This is a genomic window from Streptomyces sp. DSM 40868 (assembly GCF_011820545.1).
In the GTDB taxonomy this organism is placed as follows: domain Bacteria; phylum Actinomycetota; class Actinomycetes; order Streptomycetales; family Streptomycetaceae; genus Streptomyces; species Streptomyces eurythermus.
Genome location: NZ_CP050504.1, coordinates 2640824 through 2658930 on the forward strand (window position 1 = coordinate 2640824; position 18107 = coordinate 2658930).

At 72.4% G+C, this 18107-nt stretch carries 17 protein-coding genes and 1 pseudogene; 7 read left to right on the plus strand and 11 right to left on the minus strand.

Annotated features, from left to right (window positions below):
- Window positions 1–111: 111 nt before the first annotated feature.
- The 3 genes from pknB (at window position 112) to HB370_RS11915 (ending at window position 3653) form a co-directional block, all read left to right on the plus strand.
- The gene (gene pknB / locus HB370_RS11905) at window positions 112–2043 is read left to right on the plus strand and encodes a Stk1 family PASTA domain-containing Ser/Thr kinase (RefSeq protein ID WP_030783366.1); all 1932 of its coding nucleotides are present in this window, start codon (window positions 112–114) and stop codon (window positions 2041–2043) included.
- A gap of 109 nt (window positions 2044–2152) precedes the next feature.
- Entirely contained in the window at window positions 2153–3031 is an 879-nt protein-coding gene (locus HB370_RS11910; RefSeq protein ID WP_078637536.1) for a deoxyribonuclease IV, read from the plus strand.
- A 70-nt stretch (window positions 3032–3101) separates the two neighbouring features.
- Complete coding sequence (locus HB370_RS11915; protein ID WP_030783361.1) at window positions 3102–3653, plus strand: DUF4396 domain-containing protein; 552 nt, start codon at window positions 3102–3104, stop codon at window positions 3651–3653.
- A gap of 19 nt (window positions 3654–3672) precedes the next feature.
- On the opposite strand, the gene HB370_RS11920 is transcribed toward HB370_RS11915, so the two are convergent.
- The gene (locus HB370_RS11920; protein WP_030783359.1) at window positions 3673–4305 is read right to left on the minus strand and encodes a sulfite oxidase-like oxidoreductase; all 633 of its coding nucleotides are present in this window, start codon (window positions 4303–4305) and stop codon (window positions 3673–3675) included.
- Between the two features lie 170 nt (window positions 4306–4475).
- Here HB370_RS11920 and bfr point away from each other — a divergent pair, with 170 nt between their 5' ends.
- Window positions 4476–4967 (plus strand): bacterioferritin, encoded by a 492-nt coding sequence (bfr, locus tag HB370_RS11925; RefSeq protein ID WP_030783357.1) that lies wholly within the window; start codon window positions 4476–4478, stop codon window positions 4965–4967.
- Here the strand turns inward: bfr and HB370_RS11930 are convergent.
- The 3 genes from HB370_RS11930 to HB370_RS41870 form a co-directional block, all read right to left on the minus strand.
- Window positions 4964–5188: a (2Fe-2S)-binding protein gene (locus tag HB370_RS11930; protein ID WP_030783354.1), complete on the minus strand. Its 225-nt coding sequence runs from the start codon at window positions 5186–5188 to the stop codon at window positions 4964–4966. The two genes, bfr and HB370_RS11930, sit on opposite strands and share 4 nt — an antisense overlap.
- Window positions 5189–5339: 151 nt before the next feature.
- A complete protein-coding gene (locus HB370_RS11935; protein ID WP_030783351.1) occupies window positions 5340–6692 on the minus strand; it encodes a 3-deoxy-7-phosphoheptulonate synthase class II in 1353 nt (450 codons plus the stop codon).
- A gap of 112 nt (window positions 6693–6804) precedes the next feature.
- Window positions 6805–8277 carry a hypothetical protein gene (locus tag HB370_RS41870; protein ID WP_030783348.1) on the minus strand — a complete coding sequence of 491 codons (1473 nt, stop codon included), beginning with the start codon at window positions 8275–8277 and terminating at the stop codon, window positions 6805–6807.
- 228 nt (window positions 8278–8505) lie between these two features.
- Here HB370_RS41870 and HB370_RS11950 point away from each other — a divergent pair.
- Window positions 8506–10390, plus strand: a pseudogene (locus HB370_RS11950) (anthranilate synthase family protein).
- 7 nt (window positions 10391–10397) lie between these two features.
- Here the strand turns inward: HB370_RS11950 and HB370_RS11955 are convergent.
- From HB370_RS11955 to HB370_RS11970, 4 genes are all read right to left on the minus strand, one after another.
- Window positions 10398–11426: a 6-phosphofructokinase gene (locus tag HB370_RS11955; RefSeq protein WP_030783342.1), complete on the minus strand. Its 1029-nt coding sequence runs from the start codon at window positions 11424–11426 to the stop codon at window positions 10398–10400.
- Window positions 11427–11544: 118 nt separating this feature from the next.
- Window positions 11545–12222 (minus strand): response regulator transcription factor, encoded by a 678-nt coding sequence (locus HB370_RS11960; protein ID WP_030783339.1) that lies wholly within the window; start codon window positions 12220–12222, stop codon window positions 11545–11547.
- Window positions 12222–13445 carry a DUF5931 domain-containing protein gene (locus HB370_RS11965; protein WP_030783335.1) on the minus strand — a complete coding sequence of 408 codons (1224 nt, stop codon included), beginning with the start codon at window positions 13443–13445 and terminating at the stop codon, window positions 12222–12224. Before HB370_RS11965 ends, HB370_RS11960 begins: the two co-directional genes overlap by 1 nt.
- A 33-nt stretch (window positions 13446–13478) precedes the next feature.
- The gene (locus HB370_RS11970) at window positions 13479–14222 is read right to left on the minus strand and encodes a lysophospholipid acyltransferase family protein (RefSeq protein ID WP_030783334.1); all 744 of its coding nucleotides are present in this window, start codon (window positions 14220–14222) and stop codon (window positions 13479–13481) included.
- 105 nt (window positions 14223–14327) lie between these two features.
- Here HB370_RS11970 and HB370_RS11975 point away from each other — a divergent pair, with 105 nt between their 5' ends.
- Window positions 14328–15107 carry an alpha/beta fold hydrolase gene (locus HB370_RS11975; protein WP_030783331.1) on the plus strand — a complete coding sequence of 260 codons (780 nt, stop codon included), beginning with the start codon at window positions 14328–14330 and terminating at the stop codon, window positions 15105–15107.
- On the plus strand, window positions 15100–15747 hold the full coding sequence (locus HB370_RS11980; RefSeq protein ID WP_030783328.1) for a hypothetical protein: 648 nt from the start codon (window positions 15100–15102) through the stop codon (window positions 15745–15747). Before HB370_RS11975 ends, HB370_RS11980 begins: the two co-directional genes overlap by 8 nt.
- 18 nt (window positions 15748–15765) lie before the next feature.
- Here HB370_RS11980 and HB370_RS11985 read toward each other — a convergent pair whose 3' ends face one another.
- From HB370_RS11985 to HB370_RS11995, 3 genes are all read right to left on the minus strand, one after another.
- Window positions 15766–16512: an endonuclease/exonuclease/phosphatase family protein gene (locus HB370_RS11985; protein ID WP_030783325.1), complete on the minus strand. Its 747-nt coding sequence runs from the start codon at window positions 16510–16512 to the stop codon at window positions 15766–15768.
- An 82-nt stretch (window positions 16513–16594) separates the two neighbouring features.
- The gene (locus HB370_RS11990) at window positions 16595–17548 is read right to left on the minus strand and encodes an ROK family glucokinase (protein WP_030605596.1); all 954 of its coding nucleotides are present in this window, start codon (window positions 17546–17548) and stop codon (window positions 16595–16597) included.
- 67 nt (window positions 17549–17615) lie between these two features.
- On the minus strand, window positions 17616–18095 hold the full coding sequence (locus HB370_RS11995; protein WP_030783323.1) for a DUF5304 family protein: 480 nt from the start codon (window positions 18093–18095) through the stop codon (window positions 17616–17618).
- Window positions 18096–18107: the final 12 nt, after the last annotated feature.

Sequence of the window (18107 nt, forward strand, 5' to 3'; positions counted from 1 at the left end):
TCCCGGTGGGCCGGCTTTCCGCGTGTGTCGCGTCACAGGTCGGCTGCAGTACCGGTGCCGTACCCGGCGGACGGGCGGGCCCGCCGGGCGGGTCCTCGTAGACTCGCCTGCGTGGATACGACCCTTCAGGACCCCCTCGTCGGGCAGGTGCTCGACGGCCGGTACCGCGTCGACGCGCGGATCGCGGCGGGCGGGATGGCCACGGTCTACCGGGCCCTGGACACCCGTCTGGACCGTGTGCTCGCGCTGAAGGTGATGCACCCGGCGCTCGCCGCCGACGGGTCCTTCGTCGAGCGGTTCATCCGGGAGGCCAAGTCGGTCGCCCGGCTCGACCACCCCAACGTGGTGCAGGTCTTCGACCAGGGCACCGACGGGTCGTACGTCTATCTGGCGATGGAGTACATCGCCGGCTGCACCCTGCGGGACGTGCTGCGCGAGCGCGGGGCCGTGCAGCCGCGCGCCGCGCTGGACATCCTGGAGCCGGTGCTCGCCGCGCTGGGCGCCGCGCACCGGGCCGGGTTCGTGCACCGGGACATGAAGCCCGAGAACGTGCTGATCGGCGACGACGGCCGGGTGAAGGTGGCCGACTTCGGGCTGGTGCGCTCGGTGGACACGGTGACCAGCACGACGGGCGCCGTGCTCGGCACCGTCTCCTACCTGGCGCCCGAGCAGATCGAGAACGGCACCACGGACCCGCGCGTCGACGTGTACGCGTGCGGGGTGGTGCTGTACGAGATGCTGACGGGCGCGAAGCCGTACTCCGGGGAATCCCCGGCCCAGGTGCTCTACCAGCACCTGCACGCCGACGTGCCGCCGCCCTCGGCGCTGGTGCCGGGGCTGCCGGTGGCGCTGGACGAGCTGGTGGCGTCGGCCACCGCGCGCGCCCCCGAGGACCGGCCCGAGGACGCGGTGGCGCTGCTCGCCCAGGCCCGCGAGGCCCGGCTGACGCTGACCGAGGAGCAGCTGGACGCGCTGCCGCCGCAGGCGCTGACCGCGGAGCACGACAACGCCGAGGACCGTACGAGCGTGATCCCGCGCGCGCTGACCGTGCCCCGGCCCCGGCCGGTCGACGAGGACGCCCTCGAGGACCCCGCCGTCGACCGCACCGCCCGGCTCCAGACCCCGCCCGTGCCGCCGCGCCGGCGCCCGGCCCGGCCCCCGCGCTCGGTGCTGGCGCTGGTCGTGGCCGTGCTGGTGGTGCTCGGGGTGGGCGCCGGGGTCTGGTACATCAACTCCGGCCAGTTCACCAAGGTGCCGCCGCTGCTGGCGAAGACCGAGGCCGAGGCGCGGGACCGGCTGGACTCGGCCGGGCTGGACGTCGGCCGGGTCGAGCGGGCCTACAGCGACACCGTCGAACGGGGCACGGTGATCGGCTCGGATCCGGCGCCCGGGGCGCGGATTCGGGACCACGGCAAGGTCACGCTGACCGTGTCGCTGGGCCCGGAGACGGTGAACGTGCCGAACGTGGAGGGGCAGACCCTGGCGAAGGCGCGGGCGGGGCTGAAGGCGGACGGCCTGGAGCCGGGCATGGTCACCCGCGAGTTCAGCGAGGACGTGCCGGCGGGCTCGGTGATCCGTACGACGCCGGACGCGGGCACGAAGCGGCACGCGGGCTCGGCGATCGCGCTGACCGTCAGCAAGGGCAGCCCCGTCGACGTGCCGGACGTCACCGGCGAGGACCTGGACAGCGCCCGGGACCAGCTGACCGAGGCCGGGCTGAAGGTGAAGGTGTCCGCCGAGCGGATCCACTCCTCCGATTACGACAAGGGGACCGTCGCCGCGCAGACCCCGGACGAGGGGAGCGAGGCCGCCGAGGGCGACACGGTGACGCTGACGCTGTCCGAGGGCCCGGAGATGGTCGAGGTGCCGGACGTGGTCGGTGACAGCGTGGACGACGCCCGCGACGCCCTGGAGGAGGCGGGCTTCGAGGTGGAGGAGGACCGCGGGCTGCTCGGGCTGTTCGGCGACACCGTGAAGAAGCAGTCGGTGGAGGGCGGCGACGAGGCGCCCAAGGGCTCCACGATCAAGATCACCATCCGCTGACCGGGCTCACCGCCGGCCGGTGACCGGGCACACCGCCGCTCACGTCCGGTGACCGGGCTCACCGCCGGGCCCGGTCCGGGTGCGGGGGCGGACATGACACCCTGAACGGGTGAGTTCCGTTCAGTCCTCCCTCCCCCGCAATCCCGTCGGCAGCCATGTCCCGGTGGCCGGCGGTCTGCACTCCGTCGGGCTGTCCTACGCCCGTGATCTGAAGGCGGAGACCGTGCAGGTCTTCGTCGCCAACCCGCGCGGCTGGGCCACGCCCGCCGGGAACCCACGCCAGGACGAGGCGTTCCGCGCGGCCTGCGCCGAGGAGTCGATCCCGGCCTATGTGCACGCGCCGTACCTGATCAACTTCGGCTCGCACACCGAGGCGACCGTGGAGCGGTCCGTGGAGTCGCTGCGGCACTCGCTGCGGCGCGGCCGGGAGATCGGCGCGCTCGGCGTGGTGGTGCACACCGGGAGCGCGACCGGCGGCCGGCCCCGGGAGGCGGCGCTGAAGCAGGTGCGCGAGCACATGCTGCCGCTGCTGGACGAGCTGACGCATGACGACGACCCGTTCCTGCTGCTGGAGTCGACGGCCGGGCAGGGGGCCTCGCTGTGCTCGCGCACCTGGGACCTCGGGCCGTACTTCGAGGCGCTGGACGCCCACCCGAAGCTGGGCGTGTGCCTGGACACCTGCCATGTCTTCGCCGCCGGGCACGACCTGACCGGGCCGAGCGGTATGCACCAGACGCTGGACCTGCTGGTGGAGACCGTCGGCGCGGGCCGGCTGAAGCTGATCCACGCCAACGACTCCAAGGACGTGGTGGGCGCGCACAAGGACCGGCACGCGAACATCGGCGCCGGCCACATCGGCGAGGACCCCTTCCGGGCCCTCATGACCCACCCCGCGACCGAGGGCGTGCCGCTGGTGATCGAGACACCCGGCGGCAAGGAGGGACACGCGGCGGATGTGGAGCGGCTGAAGAAACTCCGCGACAACTGACTGGGAATACCCCTAGGGGGTATATGGTTCCTGCTGGGTGCGGGAACCACTACCTGACATGGGGGCAGTCATGCGGCACGAGGCGCACACGGAACACGGACACCACCACGGCCACCAGCGCACGGACCACGGGCACCACGAGGACGAGGCGCACCAGGGGCATCAGGGGCACCACCACTCCCCCGGCGCCTCCTGGGCCATGGCCGCCCAGGCCACCCTGCACTGCCTGACCGGCTGCGCCATCGGCGAGGTGCTGGGCATGATCATCGGTACGGCGCTCGGCTGGGGCAACCTGCCGACCATGGTGCTCGCGATCGCGCTGGCCTTCTTCTTCGGCTACTCGCTCACCCTGCGCGGGGTGCTGCGGGCCGGCGTCGACTTCCGTACGGCCTTCCGGGTGGCGCTGGCGGCGGACACCCTGTCCATCGCTGTGATGGAGCTGATCGACAACGGCGTGATCCTGATCTGGCCGTCGGCGATGGACGCCATGCTGAGCGACGCGCTGTTCTGGGTCTCGCTCGCCGTCTCGCTGGTGATCGCCTTCCTGGTGACCACCCCGGTCAACAAGTGGACGATCGGCCGGGGCAAGGGCCACGCGGTGGTGCACCAGTACCACCACTGAACCCGAAAAGACGCGGGAGTCAGAGCTCGGGGCCGTCCCCGGGCTCCTCCTGGTAGGAGTAGCGCTGCTCCTTCCAGGGGTCGCCGATGTTGTGGTAGCCGCGCTCCTCCCAGAAGCCGCGGCGGTCGGCGGTCATGTACTCCACGCCCCGGACCCACTTCGGGCCCTTCCAGGCGTACAGGTGGGGCACGATCAGGCGGACCGGGAAGCCGTGCTCGGCGGTGAGCAGCTCACCGTCCTTGTGGGTGGCGAAGACGGTGCGCTCGGAGCAGAAGTCCGACAGGCGCAGGTTCGAGCTGAAGCCGTACTCCGCCCAGACCATCACATGGGTGACGTCCGGCGCCGGCGGCGCGAGGTCCAGGACGGCGCTCGCGGGGACGCCGCCCCACTCCGCGCCGAGCATGCTGTACTTCGTCACGCAGTGCAGATCGGCCACCACCGTGGTGTACGGCAGGGCCGTGAACTCCTCGTGGGTCCAGGTGTGCTTGCCGCCGTCGGCGGTGGCACCGAAGACCCGGAACTCCCAGCGTTCGGGCCGGAACTTCGGCACGGGTCCGTAGTGCGTGACCGGCCAGCCCCGCTGGAGCCGCTGGCCCGGCGGAAGCCCGGACCCTGCCGCCGTCCCAGACTCGCGCTCCACCGGATGACCCATGTATCCATCCTGACAGACCCCGGGCAGTGCCCCTGACCACCCACCCCCGAATGGGACAATTGCCTACAACTCAGTGCGTACTTACTAAGTACGCACTTACTGGACGATCTTCCCCGCCGGTGCAATCATGCGGCGCTAGCGGCCGGTCCACCTGGAAGGAGTCCACAGCCATGCAAGGCGACCCCGAGGTCATCGAACTGCTGAACGAACAGCTGACCGCCGAGCTGACCGCGATCAACCAGTACTTCCTGCACGCCAAGCTCCAGGACCACAAGGGATGGACCAAGCTCGCCCGGTACACCCGGGCGGAGTCCTTCGACGAGATGCGGCACGCCGAGGTCCTCACCGACCGCATCCTGCTCCTGGACGGCCTGCCCAACTACCAGCGGCTGTTCCATGTGCGGGTCGGGCAGACGGTGACCGAGATGTTCCAGGCGGACCGGCAGATCGAGGTCGAGGCCATCGACCGGCTGCGCCGGGGCGTGCAGCTGATGCGGGAGAAGGACGACATCACGTCGGCCAACGTCTTCGAGGCGATCCTGGCCGACGAGGAACACCACATCGACTACCTGGACACCCAGCTGGAGCTGGTGGACAAGCTGGGTGAGGCGCTCTATCTGTCGACCGTGGTCGAGCAGAGCCAGCCGGACTCCGCCGGCTAGGCCGCGTCGTCCAGCCGCACCAGGGCCGGGGCCCGCTGGTCGATCAGCTCCCGGCGCGGGCAGGCGCCGCGGCCGAGCAGGGCCTGGATGCGCCGGACGCAGCCACCGCAGTCGGTTCCGGCCTTGCAGGCGGAGGCGATCTGGCGCGGGGTGCAGGCGCCGTTCTCCGCGTGCTGCTTCACCTGGTCCTCGGTGATGCCGAAGCAACTGCAGACGTACACGCGGGTTCACCTCCCCGAGGGGTTCGCTGTTCGATGCACTCCCCGTTCCGGTGAGGCAAACCTAACCTTACCCACGCCGTGGCACCCGGAAAAGCGACCGGGGCGCGGATCCGGTGTGATCCGCGCCCCAGGGTGGCTCATCGGCCGCCGGTCACTGGTCCCGGTACATCTCCGCCACGAGGAACGCCAGGTCCAGCGACTGGCTGCGGTTCAGCCGGGGGTCGCAGGCCGTCTCGTAGCGCTGGTGCAGGTCGTCCACGAAGATCTCGTCGCCGCCGCCCACGCACTCGGTGACGTCGTCGCCGGTCAGCTCCACGTGGATGCCGCCCGGGTGGGTGCCGAGCGCCTTGTGGACCTCGAAGAAGCCCTTGACCTCGTCGAGCACGTCGTCGAAGCGGCGGGTCTTGTGCCCGGAGGCCGCCTCGAAGGTGTTGCCGTGCATCGGGTCGGTCACCCAGGCCACCGTCGCCCCGGACGCCGTGACCTTCTCGACCAGGTCGGGAAGCTTGTCGCGGATCTTGTCGGCGCCCATCCGGACGATGAAGGTCAGCCGGCCCGGCTCCCGCTCGGGGTCGAGGCGCTCGATGTACTGCAGCGCCTCCTCGGCCGTGGTGGTCGGGCCGAGTTTGATGCCGATCGGGTTGCGGATCCGCGAGGCGAACTCGATGTGCGCGTGGTCCAGCTGCCGGGTGCGCTCACCGATCCACACCATGTGCGCCGAGACGTCGTACAGCTGCCCGGTGCGCGAGTCGACCCGGGTGAGGGCGGACTCGTAGTCCAGCAGCAGCGCCTCGTGCGAGGAGTAGAACTCGACGGTCTTGAACTCCTCCGGGTCCGCCCCGCAGGCGTGCATGAAGTTCAGCGCGTTGTCGATCTCGCGCGCGAGCTGCTCGTAGCGCTGACCGGAGGGCGAGGTGCGCACGAAGTCCTGGTTCCAGGCGTGCACCTGGCGCAGGTCGGCGTAGCCGCCGGTGGTGAAGGCGCGCACCAGGTTCAGCGTGGACGCCGAGGCGTGGTACATGCGCTTCAGCCGCTCCGGGTCCGGGATGCGGCTGGCCTCGGTGAAGTCGAAGCCGTTGACGGAGTCGCCCCGGTACACCGGCAGCGTCACGCCGTCGCGGGTCTCGGTCGGCTTGGAGCGCGGCTTGGAGTACTGCCCCGCGATGCGGCCGACCTTCACCACGGGCACGGAGGCCGCGTAGGTCAGGACGGCGCCCATCTGGAGCAGCGTCTTCAGCTTGTTGCGGATCTGGTCGGCGGACACCCCGTCGAAGGCCTCCGCGCAGTCGCCGCCCTGGAGGAGGAACGCCTCTCCCTTGGCGACGGCCGCCATCCGGGCGCGCAGCTGGTCACACTCGCCCGCGAAGACGAGCGGCGGATACGACTCGAGGTCCGCGATCACTGCGCGCAGAGCCTCGGGGTCGGGGTACTCGGGCTGCTGCGCCGCGGGCAGGTCTCGCCAGGTGTTGCCAGCGCTCTGGCTGGTCTTAGCGTTCACGGTCACCCCGTAAACATTACGGGGTCGCGCCAAGCGATTTCTGCCCCGGTTCGAAAGGTGAGACGAGCGGTCCACCGCGCGTGCGAGGCCCGGCGGACCGCCCGGACGTCCCCGGACGTCAGTGCAGACTCTGCACCGCGGGGTCGTCGAAGCCCACGGCGAAGACGGCGCGCAGGGAGAGGTTGTCCACGCCCTCATAGCCCGTGCACGCGTTGCCCGCCTCGGTGATGACCGGGAAGTCCGCCTCGTGCGCGGCCCGCAGGGCGCTGCCCGCGCAGATGCCCTCGGTCTGCCCCCACAGCTCCTCCACCTGCGTGGTGCCGAGCCGGGGCCAGTGGCTCAGGGCCTGCGGCGGGCCCACCGCCCAGTTGCCGCCGGCCGCGCAGCTCGTCGTGGCGCGGGTGTCGCCCGCCCAGGTGTGCGAGTACACACCGGGCTTGGTGCCGCAGCCCTTGTGGAAGGCGAAGTTCAGCACGCCCTGGCTGTCGGTCCAGGTCATGCCGCCCTGGAGCCCCCGGTAGCGGGAGGCCGCGTAGGCGTCCTGGATCACCGTCTTGCCGCCGGACATGTTGAGCAGCCCCGGATAGGAGGCCGAGCCGGCGGGGTTGAGCTGGTAGCGCACCACGCGGCCGCCGTCGACGCTCTTGTACCACTCGCCGGTGACGAGCTTGTACGGGCCGTCCCCGGTCTTGTCCAGCGAGAGCCACGAGAAGCACAGGTACTGGGGGTCGATGACGTCGCCCTGGCAGGAGGAGGGCGTGCCGGCCTGCTTGTAGTAGTGCACCTGCGGCACGACGTACGGGTAGCCGCAGGCGCTGGAGCGGCCGCCGCTGTCGACGCCGTAGGTGTGCACGTCGGAGCCGTAGCGGTCGACCTTCGCCATGCGGTCGATGTCGAAGACCCGGATGCCGTTCGCGGTGTCCGTCACATAGATGTAGTTGCCGTACCAGACGATGCCGCCGCCGTGGCCGGTCACCAGCTTGAAGTTCGTGCCCGAGCCGGTGGGCTCGGCGAGGAAGACGTGGCGGTACTTGGCGGTGTCCCGGTCCAGGAAGGTCAGCTTCAGCATGTTGTGCGTCGTGCAGCCCTCCGACGACTCGCCGTCGAGGACCTCGTAGTGCCAGGAGACTGCCGTGACGCGGCGGCCCTGGATCGCGCCGTCCCCGCCGTCGGCGGTGCCGGTGGTGCTCAGTCCCTGCGGCCACCAGTGCGGGGTGGTGTCGTCGGAGTGCGCGTGCGACCAGCACCAGGCCGTCTTGGTGGTGACGGGCGGCAGCGCCTTGGTCTCGTCACCGGTGCAGGCGCGCATCGAGCGCAGGTTCAGCCAGGGGTCGGTCGCGCCCGCGGAGTTCTTCGTGTAGTCCGTGGTGACGACGTCGGTGAGCGTGGCGTGGTCGGTGAGGACGTTGTTGTAGAGGTTGTTCGCGGCGGAGACGGTGCTGGTGTCGGTCAGCTTGAACTGGTCGGCGCCGAGCGAGAGCTTCGTCACCGTCGGCGCGTCCACCGCCGAGGCGGGCTGGGCCGTGAGGCCGGTCATCAGGAGTGCCGCCGTGGCCGTCAGCGAGGCCAGCAGCCTGGATCTGAGTCCCATGCACACCTTCCGTGCAGTAGGAGTGGTACATGACAAATAAAGCCAAGATCGTAGCGCGGTGCGGTAGGGTTCCCCGCATGTTCGCGCCGTCGATCCAGAACTGGTGGTGGACCGCTTCTCCGGCGGCCCACTGATCGCGCGTACGACGACTTCGCGAAGGCCGCCCGAGGGGCGGCCTTCGGCGTGTCCGGGGCCGTTCCTCACCCACACCGACGGAATGAGGAACCCATGGACCTGGCCCGGCTCGCCCACGACGACCGCCCCTTCGCCCTGCTCCGCCGCCGCACCCCGGGCCACGACGAGCAGCTGGTCGAGGTGCTGATCGGCCCGGTGACCCGGCGGGAGGAGCTGGCCGCCCTGCCCGACGAGGGGCTCGCCCTGGTGCCGTTCCGGCAACTGGGCGAGCGCGGCTTCGACGTCCGCGACGACGGCACCCCGCTGCTGGTGCTCACCCCCGAGGAATCGTACGAACTCCCGCTCGCCGAAGCGCTGGACCGGCTGCCCGCGCACGAGGTGCGGGTCGAGGACGGCGGCTTCGACGTGGACGACGAGGAGTACGGCGAGATCGTCGGCCGGGTGCTGCGCGAGGAGATCGGCCGGGGCGAGGGCGCCAACTTCGTGATCCGGCGCACGTACGAGGGCCGGATCCCCGGCTTCGGCCGCGCGGACGCGCTCGCGCTGTTCCGGCGACTGCTGGTGGCCGAGCGGGGCGCGTACTGGACGTTCGTGGTGCACACCGGGGACCGGACGCTGGTGGGCGCGAGCCCCGAGGTGCACGTCCGGATGAACGGCGGCACGGTCGTCATGAACCCGATCAGCGGCACGTACCGCTATCCGGCCGGCGGGCCCACCCCGGAGGACCTGCTGACGTTCCTCTCCGACGCCAAGGAGACCGAGGAACTGTCGATGGTCGTCGACGAGGAACTGAAGATGATGTGCACCGTCGGCGACATGGGCGGGGTCGTCGTCGGCCCCCGGCTGAAGGAGATGGCGCACCTCGCGCACACCGAGTACGAGCTGCGCGGGAAGTCCTCGCTGGACGCGCGGGAGGTGCTGCGGGAGACCATGTTCGCGGCGACGGTGACCGGGTCGCCGGTGCAGAACGCCTGCCGGGTCATCAAGCGGTACGAGAGCACCGGGCGCGGGTACTACGCCGGGGCGCTGGCCCTGCTCGGGCGGGACGCCGGGGGCGCGCAGACCCTCGACTCGCCCATCCTGATCCGCACCGCCGACATCGGCGGTGACGGCCGGCTGCGGGTGCCGGTCGGGGCGACGCTGGTGCGCGGCTCCGACCCGGCCGGCGAGGTCGCCGAGACCCACGCCAAGGCGGCGGGCGTGCTGGCCGCCCTCGGCGTGCGGCCCGCCCGACCGCGGGCGGAGCGGGAGCGGCCCCGGCTGGCCGACGACCCCCGGGTGCGGGCCGCGCTGGACGGCCGGCGGGCCGGGCTCGCGCCGTTCTGGCTGCGGATGCAGGAGCGGTCCGCCGGTCTCGGGGGCCACGCCCTGGTGGTCGACGGCGAGGACACCTTCACCGCGATGCTGGCGCACGTCCTGCGCTCGGGCGGGCTCGAGGTGACCGTCCGGCGCTACGACGAGCCCGGGCTGCGCGCGGCGGTGCTCGGCCACGAGGGGCCGGTCGTCCTCGGGCCCGGGCCCGGGGACCCCCGCGATCCCGCCGACCCCAAGATGCGGGTCCTGCGGGAGCTGGCCGCCGAGGTGGTCGGGACGCACCGGCACGGGGTGCTCGGCGTCTGCCTCGGGCACGAGCTGATCGCGGCCGGGCTGGGCCTGGACATCGTGCGCAAGCGGGTGCCGTACCAGGGGGCACAGACCGTGATCGACCTGTTCGGGCGGAGCGAGACCGTCGGCTTCTACAACAGCTTCGTCGCGCGCTGCGACGAGCGGACGGCCCGGGAACTGGCCGCGCACGGCGTGGAGGTGAGCCGCTCATCCGACGCCGAGGTACACGCCCTGCGCGGCCCCGGCTTCGCCGGTGTCCAGTTCCACCCGGAGTCGGTACTGACACTGAACGGGGCGACGATCGTACGGGAGCTGGTGACCGGGCTGCGCCGCACGACCGTGTAGCCGTGGTGAGCGGCGCCCGGCCGCATGAGGCGTGCTCAGCCGAAGAAGACGCCGGCCTCCTGGTAGAGCTTCGGGTCGACGGTCTTCAGGCGGGCCGTGGCCTCGGTGAGGGGGACGCGGACGATGTCGGTGCCGCGCAGGGCGACCATCCGGCCGAAGTCCCCCTCGTGCACGCAGTCGATGGCGTGCAGGCCGAAGCGGGTGGCGAGCCAGCGGTCGAAGGCGCTGGGGGTGCCGCCGCGCTGGACGTGCCCGAGGACCGTGGTGCGCGCCTCCTTGCCGGTGCGCTTCTCGATCTCCTTGGCCAGCCACTCGCCCACCCCGGACAGCCGGACGTGCCCGAAGGAGTCCCGCGAGTCGTCCTTGAGCACCATCTCGCCGTCCTTCGGCATGGCGCCCTCGGCGACGACCACGATCGGCGCGTAGGACGACCGGAACCTCGAGGTCACCCACTCGCAGACCTGGCCGACGTCGAAGCGCTGCTCGGGGATGAGGATGACGTTGGCGCCGCCGGCCAGTCCGGAGTGCAGGGCGATCCAGCCGGCGTGCCGGCCCATCACCTCCACCACCAGCACCCGCATATGGGACTCGGCGGTGGTGTGCAGCCGGTCGATGGCCTCGGTGGCGATGTTGACGGCGGTGTCGAAACCGAAGGTGTAGTCGGTGGCGGACAGGTCGTTGTCGATGGTCTTCGGCACGCCGACGCAGGGCATGCCGTACTCGTCGGACAGCCGTGCCGCGACCCCCAGGGTGTCCTCGCCGCCGATCGCGATGAGCGCCTGGATCTCCTGTTTGGCGAGGTTGTCCTTGATCCGGCGGATGCCGTCGGACACCTTGAGCGGATTGGTCCGGGAGGAGCCGAGGATGGTGCCGCCACGGGGCAGGATGCCGCGCACGGCGGGGATGTCGAGACGGACGGTGTCGTTCTCCAGGGGACCGCGCCAGCCGTCCCGGAAGCCGACGAAGTCATAGCCGTACTCCTGGGCGCCCTTGCGGACGACGCCCCGGATGACGGCGTTGAGCCCGGGGCAGTCGCCGCCTCCGGTCAGTACTCCGACCCGCATGGAAATGTCCCTTCGCCGCGGTTACCTGACGTTTGGTCACGCTAATGGTGATTCAGGTCACACCGGGATAGGCGAGAAGGGTGATTCCGGGGCGCACGGCGGATGCGCCCCGCGCGCCCTACTCCTCGTCGAGTCCGCGCTCTATGGCGTACCGGACCAGCTCCACCCGGTTGTGCAGCTGGAGCTTGCCGAGGGTGTTCTGGACGTGGTTCTGCACGGTGCGGTGGGAGATGACGAGGCGTTCGGCGATCTGCTTGTAGCTCAGCCCCTTGGCCACCAGCCGCAGCACCTCCGTCTCCCGGTCGGTCAGCCGGGGGGCGCCCGGCTCGTCGGCGTCCGCGGCGGGCGCGGGTTCGGCGGCCAGCCGCCGGTACTCGCCGAGGACCAGCCCGGCCAGGCCCGGGGTGAACACCGGGTCGCCGACGGCGGTGCGGCGCACCGCGTCCAGCAGTTCCTCGGTGGAGGCCGACTTCAGCAGATAGCCGGTCGCGCCGGACTTCACGGCCTCCAGCACGTCCGCGTGCTCCCCGCTCGCCGACAGCACCAGGACCCGCAGCGCCGGGTTGTGGCCGACCAGTTCCTTGCACACCTGGACGCCGGGCTTGGCCGGCAGGTTCAGGTCCAGCACCAGGACGTCGGGGGCGGCGGCCTTGGCGCGGCGGACCGCCTGCTCGCCGTCGCCGGCGGTGGCGACCACCTCGAACCCGGACTCGGCCAGGTCCCGGGCGACCGCGTCCCGCCACATGGGGTGGTCGTCGACCACCATGACCTTGATCGGGTCCTGCCGCTCAGTCATCACCGTTCCGCCTTCTTCCCCCGCGCCCGCACGGCGCCCTTGGGTACCTTCAGTTCGACCTCCGTGCCCTGCCCGGGCACGGAGAGGATCTCGGCGCTGCCGCCGAGGTCGCGCAGTCTGCCCCGGATCGACAGGGCCACCCCGAGCCGGCCCTCGCCCTCGGCCTGCGCGAGCCGGCCCTCGGGGATGCCGGGGCCGTCGTCCCGGACGGTGACGACGATCTCGTCCGGCTCGTCCTCCACCAGGATCCAGGCCCGGGCCCCCTCCCCGGCGTGCGCCCGAACGTTGTCCAGGGCGGCCCCGACCGCGGCGGCCACCTCACGGGCCGCGTCCGGCGGCAGCGGCACCGGGGCGCCGGGCTCGGCCAGGCTGACCCGGGCGCCGGCGTACGGCGCGAGCAGGGCGCGCAGATCGAGCGGACCGTCGTCGTCCGGTTCCTCCACCGCGCGGACGACGGCGCCCTCGGCCAGGTCCTCCGAGACCCGGGAGACCGGGACCAGGCCGCCCGAGACCAGCGTGCGCAGGGCCACCTCCTGCTCCCCGGCCAGCCGGCCCAGCTCGGCCGCCTCGCCGCCCAGGGCCGCGCCCCGGCGCTTCACCATCGCCAGCACCTGGAGCACGCTGTCGTGGATGTCCCGGGCCAGCCGCTCCCGCTCCCGGGTCGCGGCCTCGATCTCCAGCGCGCGGGCGAGGGTGCGCTCGGAGGCGCGGGCCACCTCCACCACGTAGCCGATGGCGATGGAGGCCACCCAGACCAGGATCACGTTGTGCACGGTGTCCCGGGCCGGGTGGCCGCGCTCGACCAGGTTGACGGCGGCCACGGCCGTGGAGGCGACGGCCGCCCAGCGCCAGCCGCCCTTGACGGCGAAGGCCAGCACCGCGCCGGCGGTCCAGATCGACGGCAGGGTGGGGCCGCCGCCCGCGATCCGCTGGTGGCTGTCGGCGATGGGGGTGAGCAGGATGCCGGCGAGGGCGACGGCCAGGTCGGCGGCCAGGAAGCGCGGGGTGCAGCTCGCCGCGCCGGACACCTTGGGCAGGGTGGCCAGGGTCCACACGACCAGGACGGCGTAGTAGGCGACGGCGACCCAGGGCCGGGTGAACTGGTCGTACGCGGTGGCGCACAGGCCGATGGCGTACAGCATGGTCAGGACGCGGTAGCCGGCGAGCGCGCGCCACAGCGGCAGCTCGACCGACATCCGCATGACGCGTTCGCGCTTGGGCATCCCCCGCCTCCCCCGATTCCCCCGGTCCCCCGGCTACTGCCCGGCCTGCTTCTTCCCCGCCTTCTCCGCCTTCTCCGCGTCCTTCGCCGCCTTCGCGGCCTCGGCTATCTGCCGTTTGGCTGCGGTGGCGTACATGTCGACGTACTCCTGGCCGGACAGCTTCATGATCTCGTACATGACCTCGTCGGTCAGGGCGCGCAGGACGAACCGGTCGTGCTCCATGCCCTGGTAGCGGCTGAAGTCCAGGGGCTTGCCGATCCGGATGCCGGGCCGCATCAGCTTCGGCACGACCTGGCCGGGCGGCTGGATCTTCTCCGTGTCGATCATGGCGACCGGGATGACGGGCGCGCCGGTGGCGAGCGCCACCCGGGCCAGGCCGCCGGGCTTGCCCCGGTACAGCCGGCCGTCGGGCGAGCGGGTGCCCTCCGGGTAGATGCCGAACAGCTCGCCGCGCTCCAGCACCTCGATGCCGCTGCGGACGGCCGCCTCACCGGCGCCGCGCGCCCCGGAGCGGTCCACCGGGAGCTGGCCGACGCCCTTGAAGAAGGCCGCGGTGAGCCGGCCCTTGACGCCCGGGGTGGTGAAGTACTCGGCCTTGGCGATGAACGTGACCTTGCGGTCCAGCACGGCCGGCAGGAAGAAGGAGTCCGAGAAGGACAGATGGTTGCTGGCCAGGATGGCCGGGCCGGTGGCCGGGATGTTCTCCAGGCCCTCCACCCAGGGCCTGAAGGCGACCTTCAGCGGCCCGCCGATGGCGACCTTCATCGTGCCGTACAACACCCGTGTGCCTCCCGTTTCCGTCGGCAAGACCTTAACCCCAAGGACCGGCAATGAGCCCGACGACCCTGGTCGGTGTCCGTGCGGTCGCGTACGGTGAAGCACATGCCAGTTCTCCCCGGAGCCGAGCCGTACCGCCACGAGGGCGGCGAGGTGGGTGTCCTCCTCTGCCATGGCTTCACCGGCTCACCCCAGTCGCTGCGCCCCTGGGCGGAGCACCACGCGGCCCACGGGCTGACCGTGTCCCTGCCGCTGCTGCCCGGTCACGGCACCCGCTGGACGGACATGCAGCTCACCACCTGGCAGGACTGGTACGCGGAGGTGGACCGCGAACTGCGCGCGCTCACCGACCGCTGCTCCCGGGTGTTCGTGGCGGGCCTGTCGATGGGCGGGGCGCTGGCCCTGCGGCTCGCGGCCCGGCACGGCGGCCGGGTGGCGGGCGCGGTGGTGGTCAACCCGGCGAACAAGGTGCACGGCCTGTCGGCGTACGCCCTGCCGGTGGCCCGGCACCTGGTCCGCTCGACGAAGGGCATCGCCAGCGACATCGCCAAGCCGGGCGCGGCGGAGCTGGGCTACGACCGGGTGCCGCTGCACGCGGCGCACTCCCTGGGGCGGTTCCTGCGCCGGGTGGACGGCGAGCTGCCCCAGGTCACCCAGCCGTTGCTGCTGCTGCGCAGCGCCGAGGACCATGTCGTCCCGGCGGCCGACTCCGCGCGGGTGCTCAGCCGGGTGTCGTCCCGGGACGTCACGGAGATCGTGCTGGAACACAGCTACCACGTGGCGACGTTGGACGTGGACGCGGACCGGATCTTCGAGGAGAGCCTCGCTTTCATCGGCCGGCTCGCAACCGGTGTCGGCAAGGAAGGGACGGCCGCAGTTGGCTGAGCACGACTCCGACCGCGAGGGCCGTGAAGGCCGCGAGGGCCGGGAGGATTCCGAGGGCCGGGACGAACGCGACGGCCGGGAGGCCCACGACGGCCCCCAGGCCCGTGAGCCGCACCGGCAGGAGGTGCCCTTCGACGAGGACGCCGCCTGGCGGGCCATCGTGGCCGGGTACGGCGAGGAGCCGCCGGACCCGCCGGGCGCCCGGCCGTTCAAGGCCGTGGAGGATTTGGCGCTGCTGGAGAAGAACGCCGCGCCGGACGCCGGCAAGGACGCCGGGGGCGAGGAGCCGGCCCCGCGACCGCTGGGTGGCTCGGTGTCCTTCGCGCCCGGCGTCGGCCCGCGCGACTTCACGCCGGCCGAGCCCTCCGACGACGACTTGGACGAGGACGACGAGGGGCACTTCGTACCGCCGGAGCCGCCGCCGCTGCCGACCGCGGACACCACCGCCCGGTTCGCCTGGCTCGGTGTGGTCGGCGGGCCCCTCCTGCTGCTGCTGGCGGTGCTGCTGCGCTGGGACATGACCTGGTGGCTGGCGACCCTCGGGATCGGCGGCTTCCTCGGCGGCTTCGTGACGCTGGTGGCCCGGATGCGGACCGACGACGAGGAGGACGACGACCCCGGGCGCGGGGCGGTCGTCTGAGGCGGCCGGCCCGGGGCCCTACGAGGCCGGGACGCGGAGGGCGGCCAGCACGGGAAGGTGGTCCGAGGCCGCCCGCAGGTCCGCCTCGCGCACGCCCGGCTGGTCCAGGGGCACTCCGCAGCCGAGCACCTCGACGCCCTTGGTCGCGAAGATCGCGTCGATGCGCTGGTGCGGGTCGGCGGGGGTGGAGGTGTACTCGCCGCCCCAGGGCGCGGCCGTACGGCAGTCCTGGAGGTCGGCGGCCAGGCGGCGGAAGGCCGGGCCGTCGGGGCGTTCGTTGAGGTCGCCGCCCGCGACCGCGTGCTCCACCCCGAGTCCGGCGAGCCGGTCGAGGAGCATCCCGCCCTGGTCGTAGCGCTCCTCCTGCTGGAGGGAGAGGTGGCAGCTGAGCACGCCGAGGCGGGCGCCGCCGAAGCGGACCACCGCCGTGGCGAAGCCGCGCCGGTGCAGGCCCGGGGTGAGGGGCAGCAGGACGTCCTCGGTGCGCTCGACGGTGGCGCGCAGGCCGCACAGGATCGCCGGGCCCGCCGCCGTGCCGCCCCCGGTGAGGATGACCTGGCCGGAGGCCGCCGCGAGCCGCGCCAGCTTCTTGCGCCAGCGGAAGAAGCGGGGGGCCTCCTGGAGCAGGACCAGGTCGGGGGCGCAGGCGGTGATCACTCGGGCGAGGGCCGCGGTGTCGTCGCGCATCGAGCGGATGTTGTAGCTCAGGACGCGGACCGTGGCCGAACCGTCGGGCTCTGTCGCGGAGTCGGGGAGCAACGCCATGTGGATCAATGTACGCCCCGCGGATCGGGGCGCGAGGACAGGGGCGACCGCCGGTCGCGCCGTTCCCCGCGCCCCGCGCGTGCTACATGACCGGGTCGGGCTCCCGGGCCAGGTCCGCGGCGCCGACCATGCCCGCCTTGTTGCCGAGCTGGGCGGCGATCACGTCGGCCACCGGGCGCCAGTTGCCGCCCACCAGCCAGCGCTTGTACGACTTGCGGATCGGGTCGAGGACCAGGTCCCCCTCGTCGGAGAGGCCGCCGCCGACGATGAACGCGGACGGGTCGAAGAGCGAGGCCAGGTCGGCGAGGCCGGCGCCGGCCCAGCGGGCCAGCTCGCGGTAGGAGTCGACGGCCACCGGGTCGCCCTGGCGGGCGGCCATGGAGATGTGCTTGCCCTCGATGCCGTCGGGGGTGCCGTCGCCGAGCGCGAGGAGGACCTCGGCGCGCTCGGGGGTGGCGTTGGCGCGCTGCTTGGCGTAGCGGACCAGGGCACGGCCGGAGGCGTACTGCTCCCAGCAGCCCTGCGAGCCGCAGCCGCACAGCAGGCCGTCCGGGACCATCCGGATGTGGCCGAATTCGGCCGCCACGCCGAAGTGCCCGCGGCGCAGCTTGTTGCCGATGATGATGCCGCCGCCGAGGCCGGTGCCGAGCGTGATGCAGATGACGTTGCGGTGGCCCTTGCCCGCGCCGAACCTGTACTCGCCCCAGGCGGCGGCGTTGGCGTCGTTCTCGACCACGACCGGGAGGCCCGTGCGGGCCTCGACCTTCTCCTTGAGCGGCTCGTTGCGCCAGTCGATGTTGGGCGCGAAGTACACCGTGGAGCGCTGGCGGTTGACGTAACCGGCCGCGCCGATGCCCACGCCGACGATCTCGTGCCCGGCCCGCGCACCCTCCACCGCCGAGGCGATGGCGTCCACGATGGCCTCGGGCGTGGTGGGGGTCGGCACCTTGAAGGTCGAGAGGATGTTGCCTTCCTCGTCGACCACGCCGGCCGCGATCTTCGTGCCGCCGATGTCGACGCCGATGGTGAGTCCCATGAATCCCTCAGTTTCGGTCGAGCCCCGCTACGGCCAACCGTACCCGAGGCCCCGCCCCGGCAGAGCGTCAGTCCAGGTCGATGCGCTCCCCCGGGCCCGCGCCCGCGCCCCCCTCGCCCCGGTCCGGCCGGTCGCTCGCCGGGTCGGAGGTGCGCTCGGTCCAGCGCCGCTCCTGGCCCTGGACGGCGGAGCGGTAGGCGGCGAGCAGTTCGCCCCCGGCCGCGGCGAGATGGTCGAAGACGTCCGGGTTGCGGTCTATGACGGGTTCCACGGCGGCCTTGGCCTGCTGGACGACCTGGCGCACCATCTGCTGGGCGGCCGGTCCGGCGAGGCCGCCGAGCAGGGGTGAGCGCAGGTCGGACAGCTTGTCGGCGACCGCGTCCACCAGCTTCTTCAGTTCCTCAGCGGCCGAGCCCGGCGGCGGCTGGTGCTCGGCGCGGCGGCGGGCCCGCTCGGCGGCGAGGTCCTCGGCGCAGGCCGTGGCCCAGGCGTCGGCGTCGGTCGCCCGCTCCGGCGGCGGCTCGTGTGCGGGGCGCTCTTCGCTCATGGCGGACTCCTG

What these genes read in the sequence shown, in the direction of transcription:
- HB370_RS41870 (WP_030783348.1), bottom strand. Translation starts at nt 8,277, where the DNA reads ATGGGACTCAGATCCAGGCTGCTGGCCTCGCTGACGGCCACGGCGGCA.
- bfr (WP_030783357.1), top strand. Translation starts at nt 4,476, where the DNA reads ATGCAAGGCGACCCCGAGGTCATCGAACTGCTGAACGAACAGCTGACC.
- HB370_RS11920 (WP_030783359.1), bottom strand. Translation starts at nt 4,305, where the DNA reads ATGGGTCATCCGGTGGAGCGCGAGTCTGGGACGGCGGCAGGGTCCGGG.
- HB370_RS11965 (WP_030783335.1), bottom strand. Translation starts at nt 13,445, where the DNA reads ATGCCCAAGCGCGAACGCGTCATGCGGATGTCGGTCGAGCTGCCGCTG.
- HB370_RS11955 (WP_030783342.1), bottom strand. Translation starts at nt 11,426, where the DNA reads ATGCGGGTCGGAGTACTGACCGGAGGCGGCGACTGCCCCGGGCTCAAC.
- HB370_RS11995 (WP_030783323.1), bottom strand. Translation starts at nt 18,095, where the DNA reads ATGAGCGAAGAGCGCCCCGCACACGAGCCGCCGCCGGAGCGGGCGACC.
- HB370_RS11960 (WP_030783339.1), bottom strand. Translation starts at nt 12,222, where the DNA reads ATGACTGAGCGGCAGGACCCGATCAAGGTCATGGTGGTCGACGACCAC.
- HB370_RS11985 (WP_030783325.1), bottom strand. Translation starts at nt 16,512, where the DNA reads ATGGCGTTGCTCCCCGACTCCGCGACAGAGCCCGACGGTTCGGCCACG.
- HB370_RS11975 (WP_030783331.1), top strand. Translation starts at nt 14,328, where the DNA reads ATGCCAGTTCTCCCCGGAGCCGAGCCGTACCGCCACGAGGGCGGCGAG.
- HB370_RS11990 (WP_030605596.1), bottom strand. Translation starts at nt 17,548, where the DNA reads ATGGGACTCACCATCGGCGTCGACATCGGCGGCACGAAGATCGCGGCC.
- HB370_RS11915 (WP_030783361.1), top strand. Translation starts at nt 3,102, where the DNA reads ATGCGGCACGAGGCGCACACGGAACACGGACACCACCACGGCCACCAG.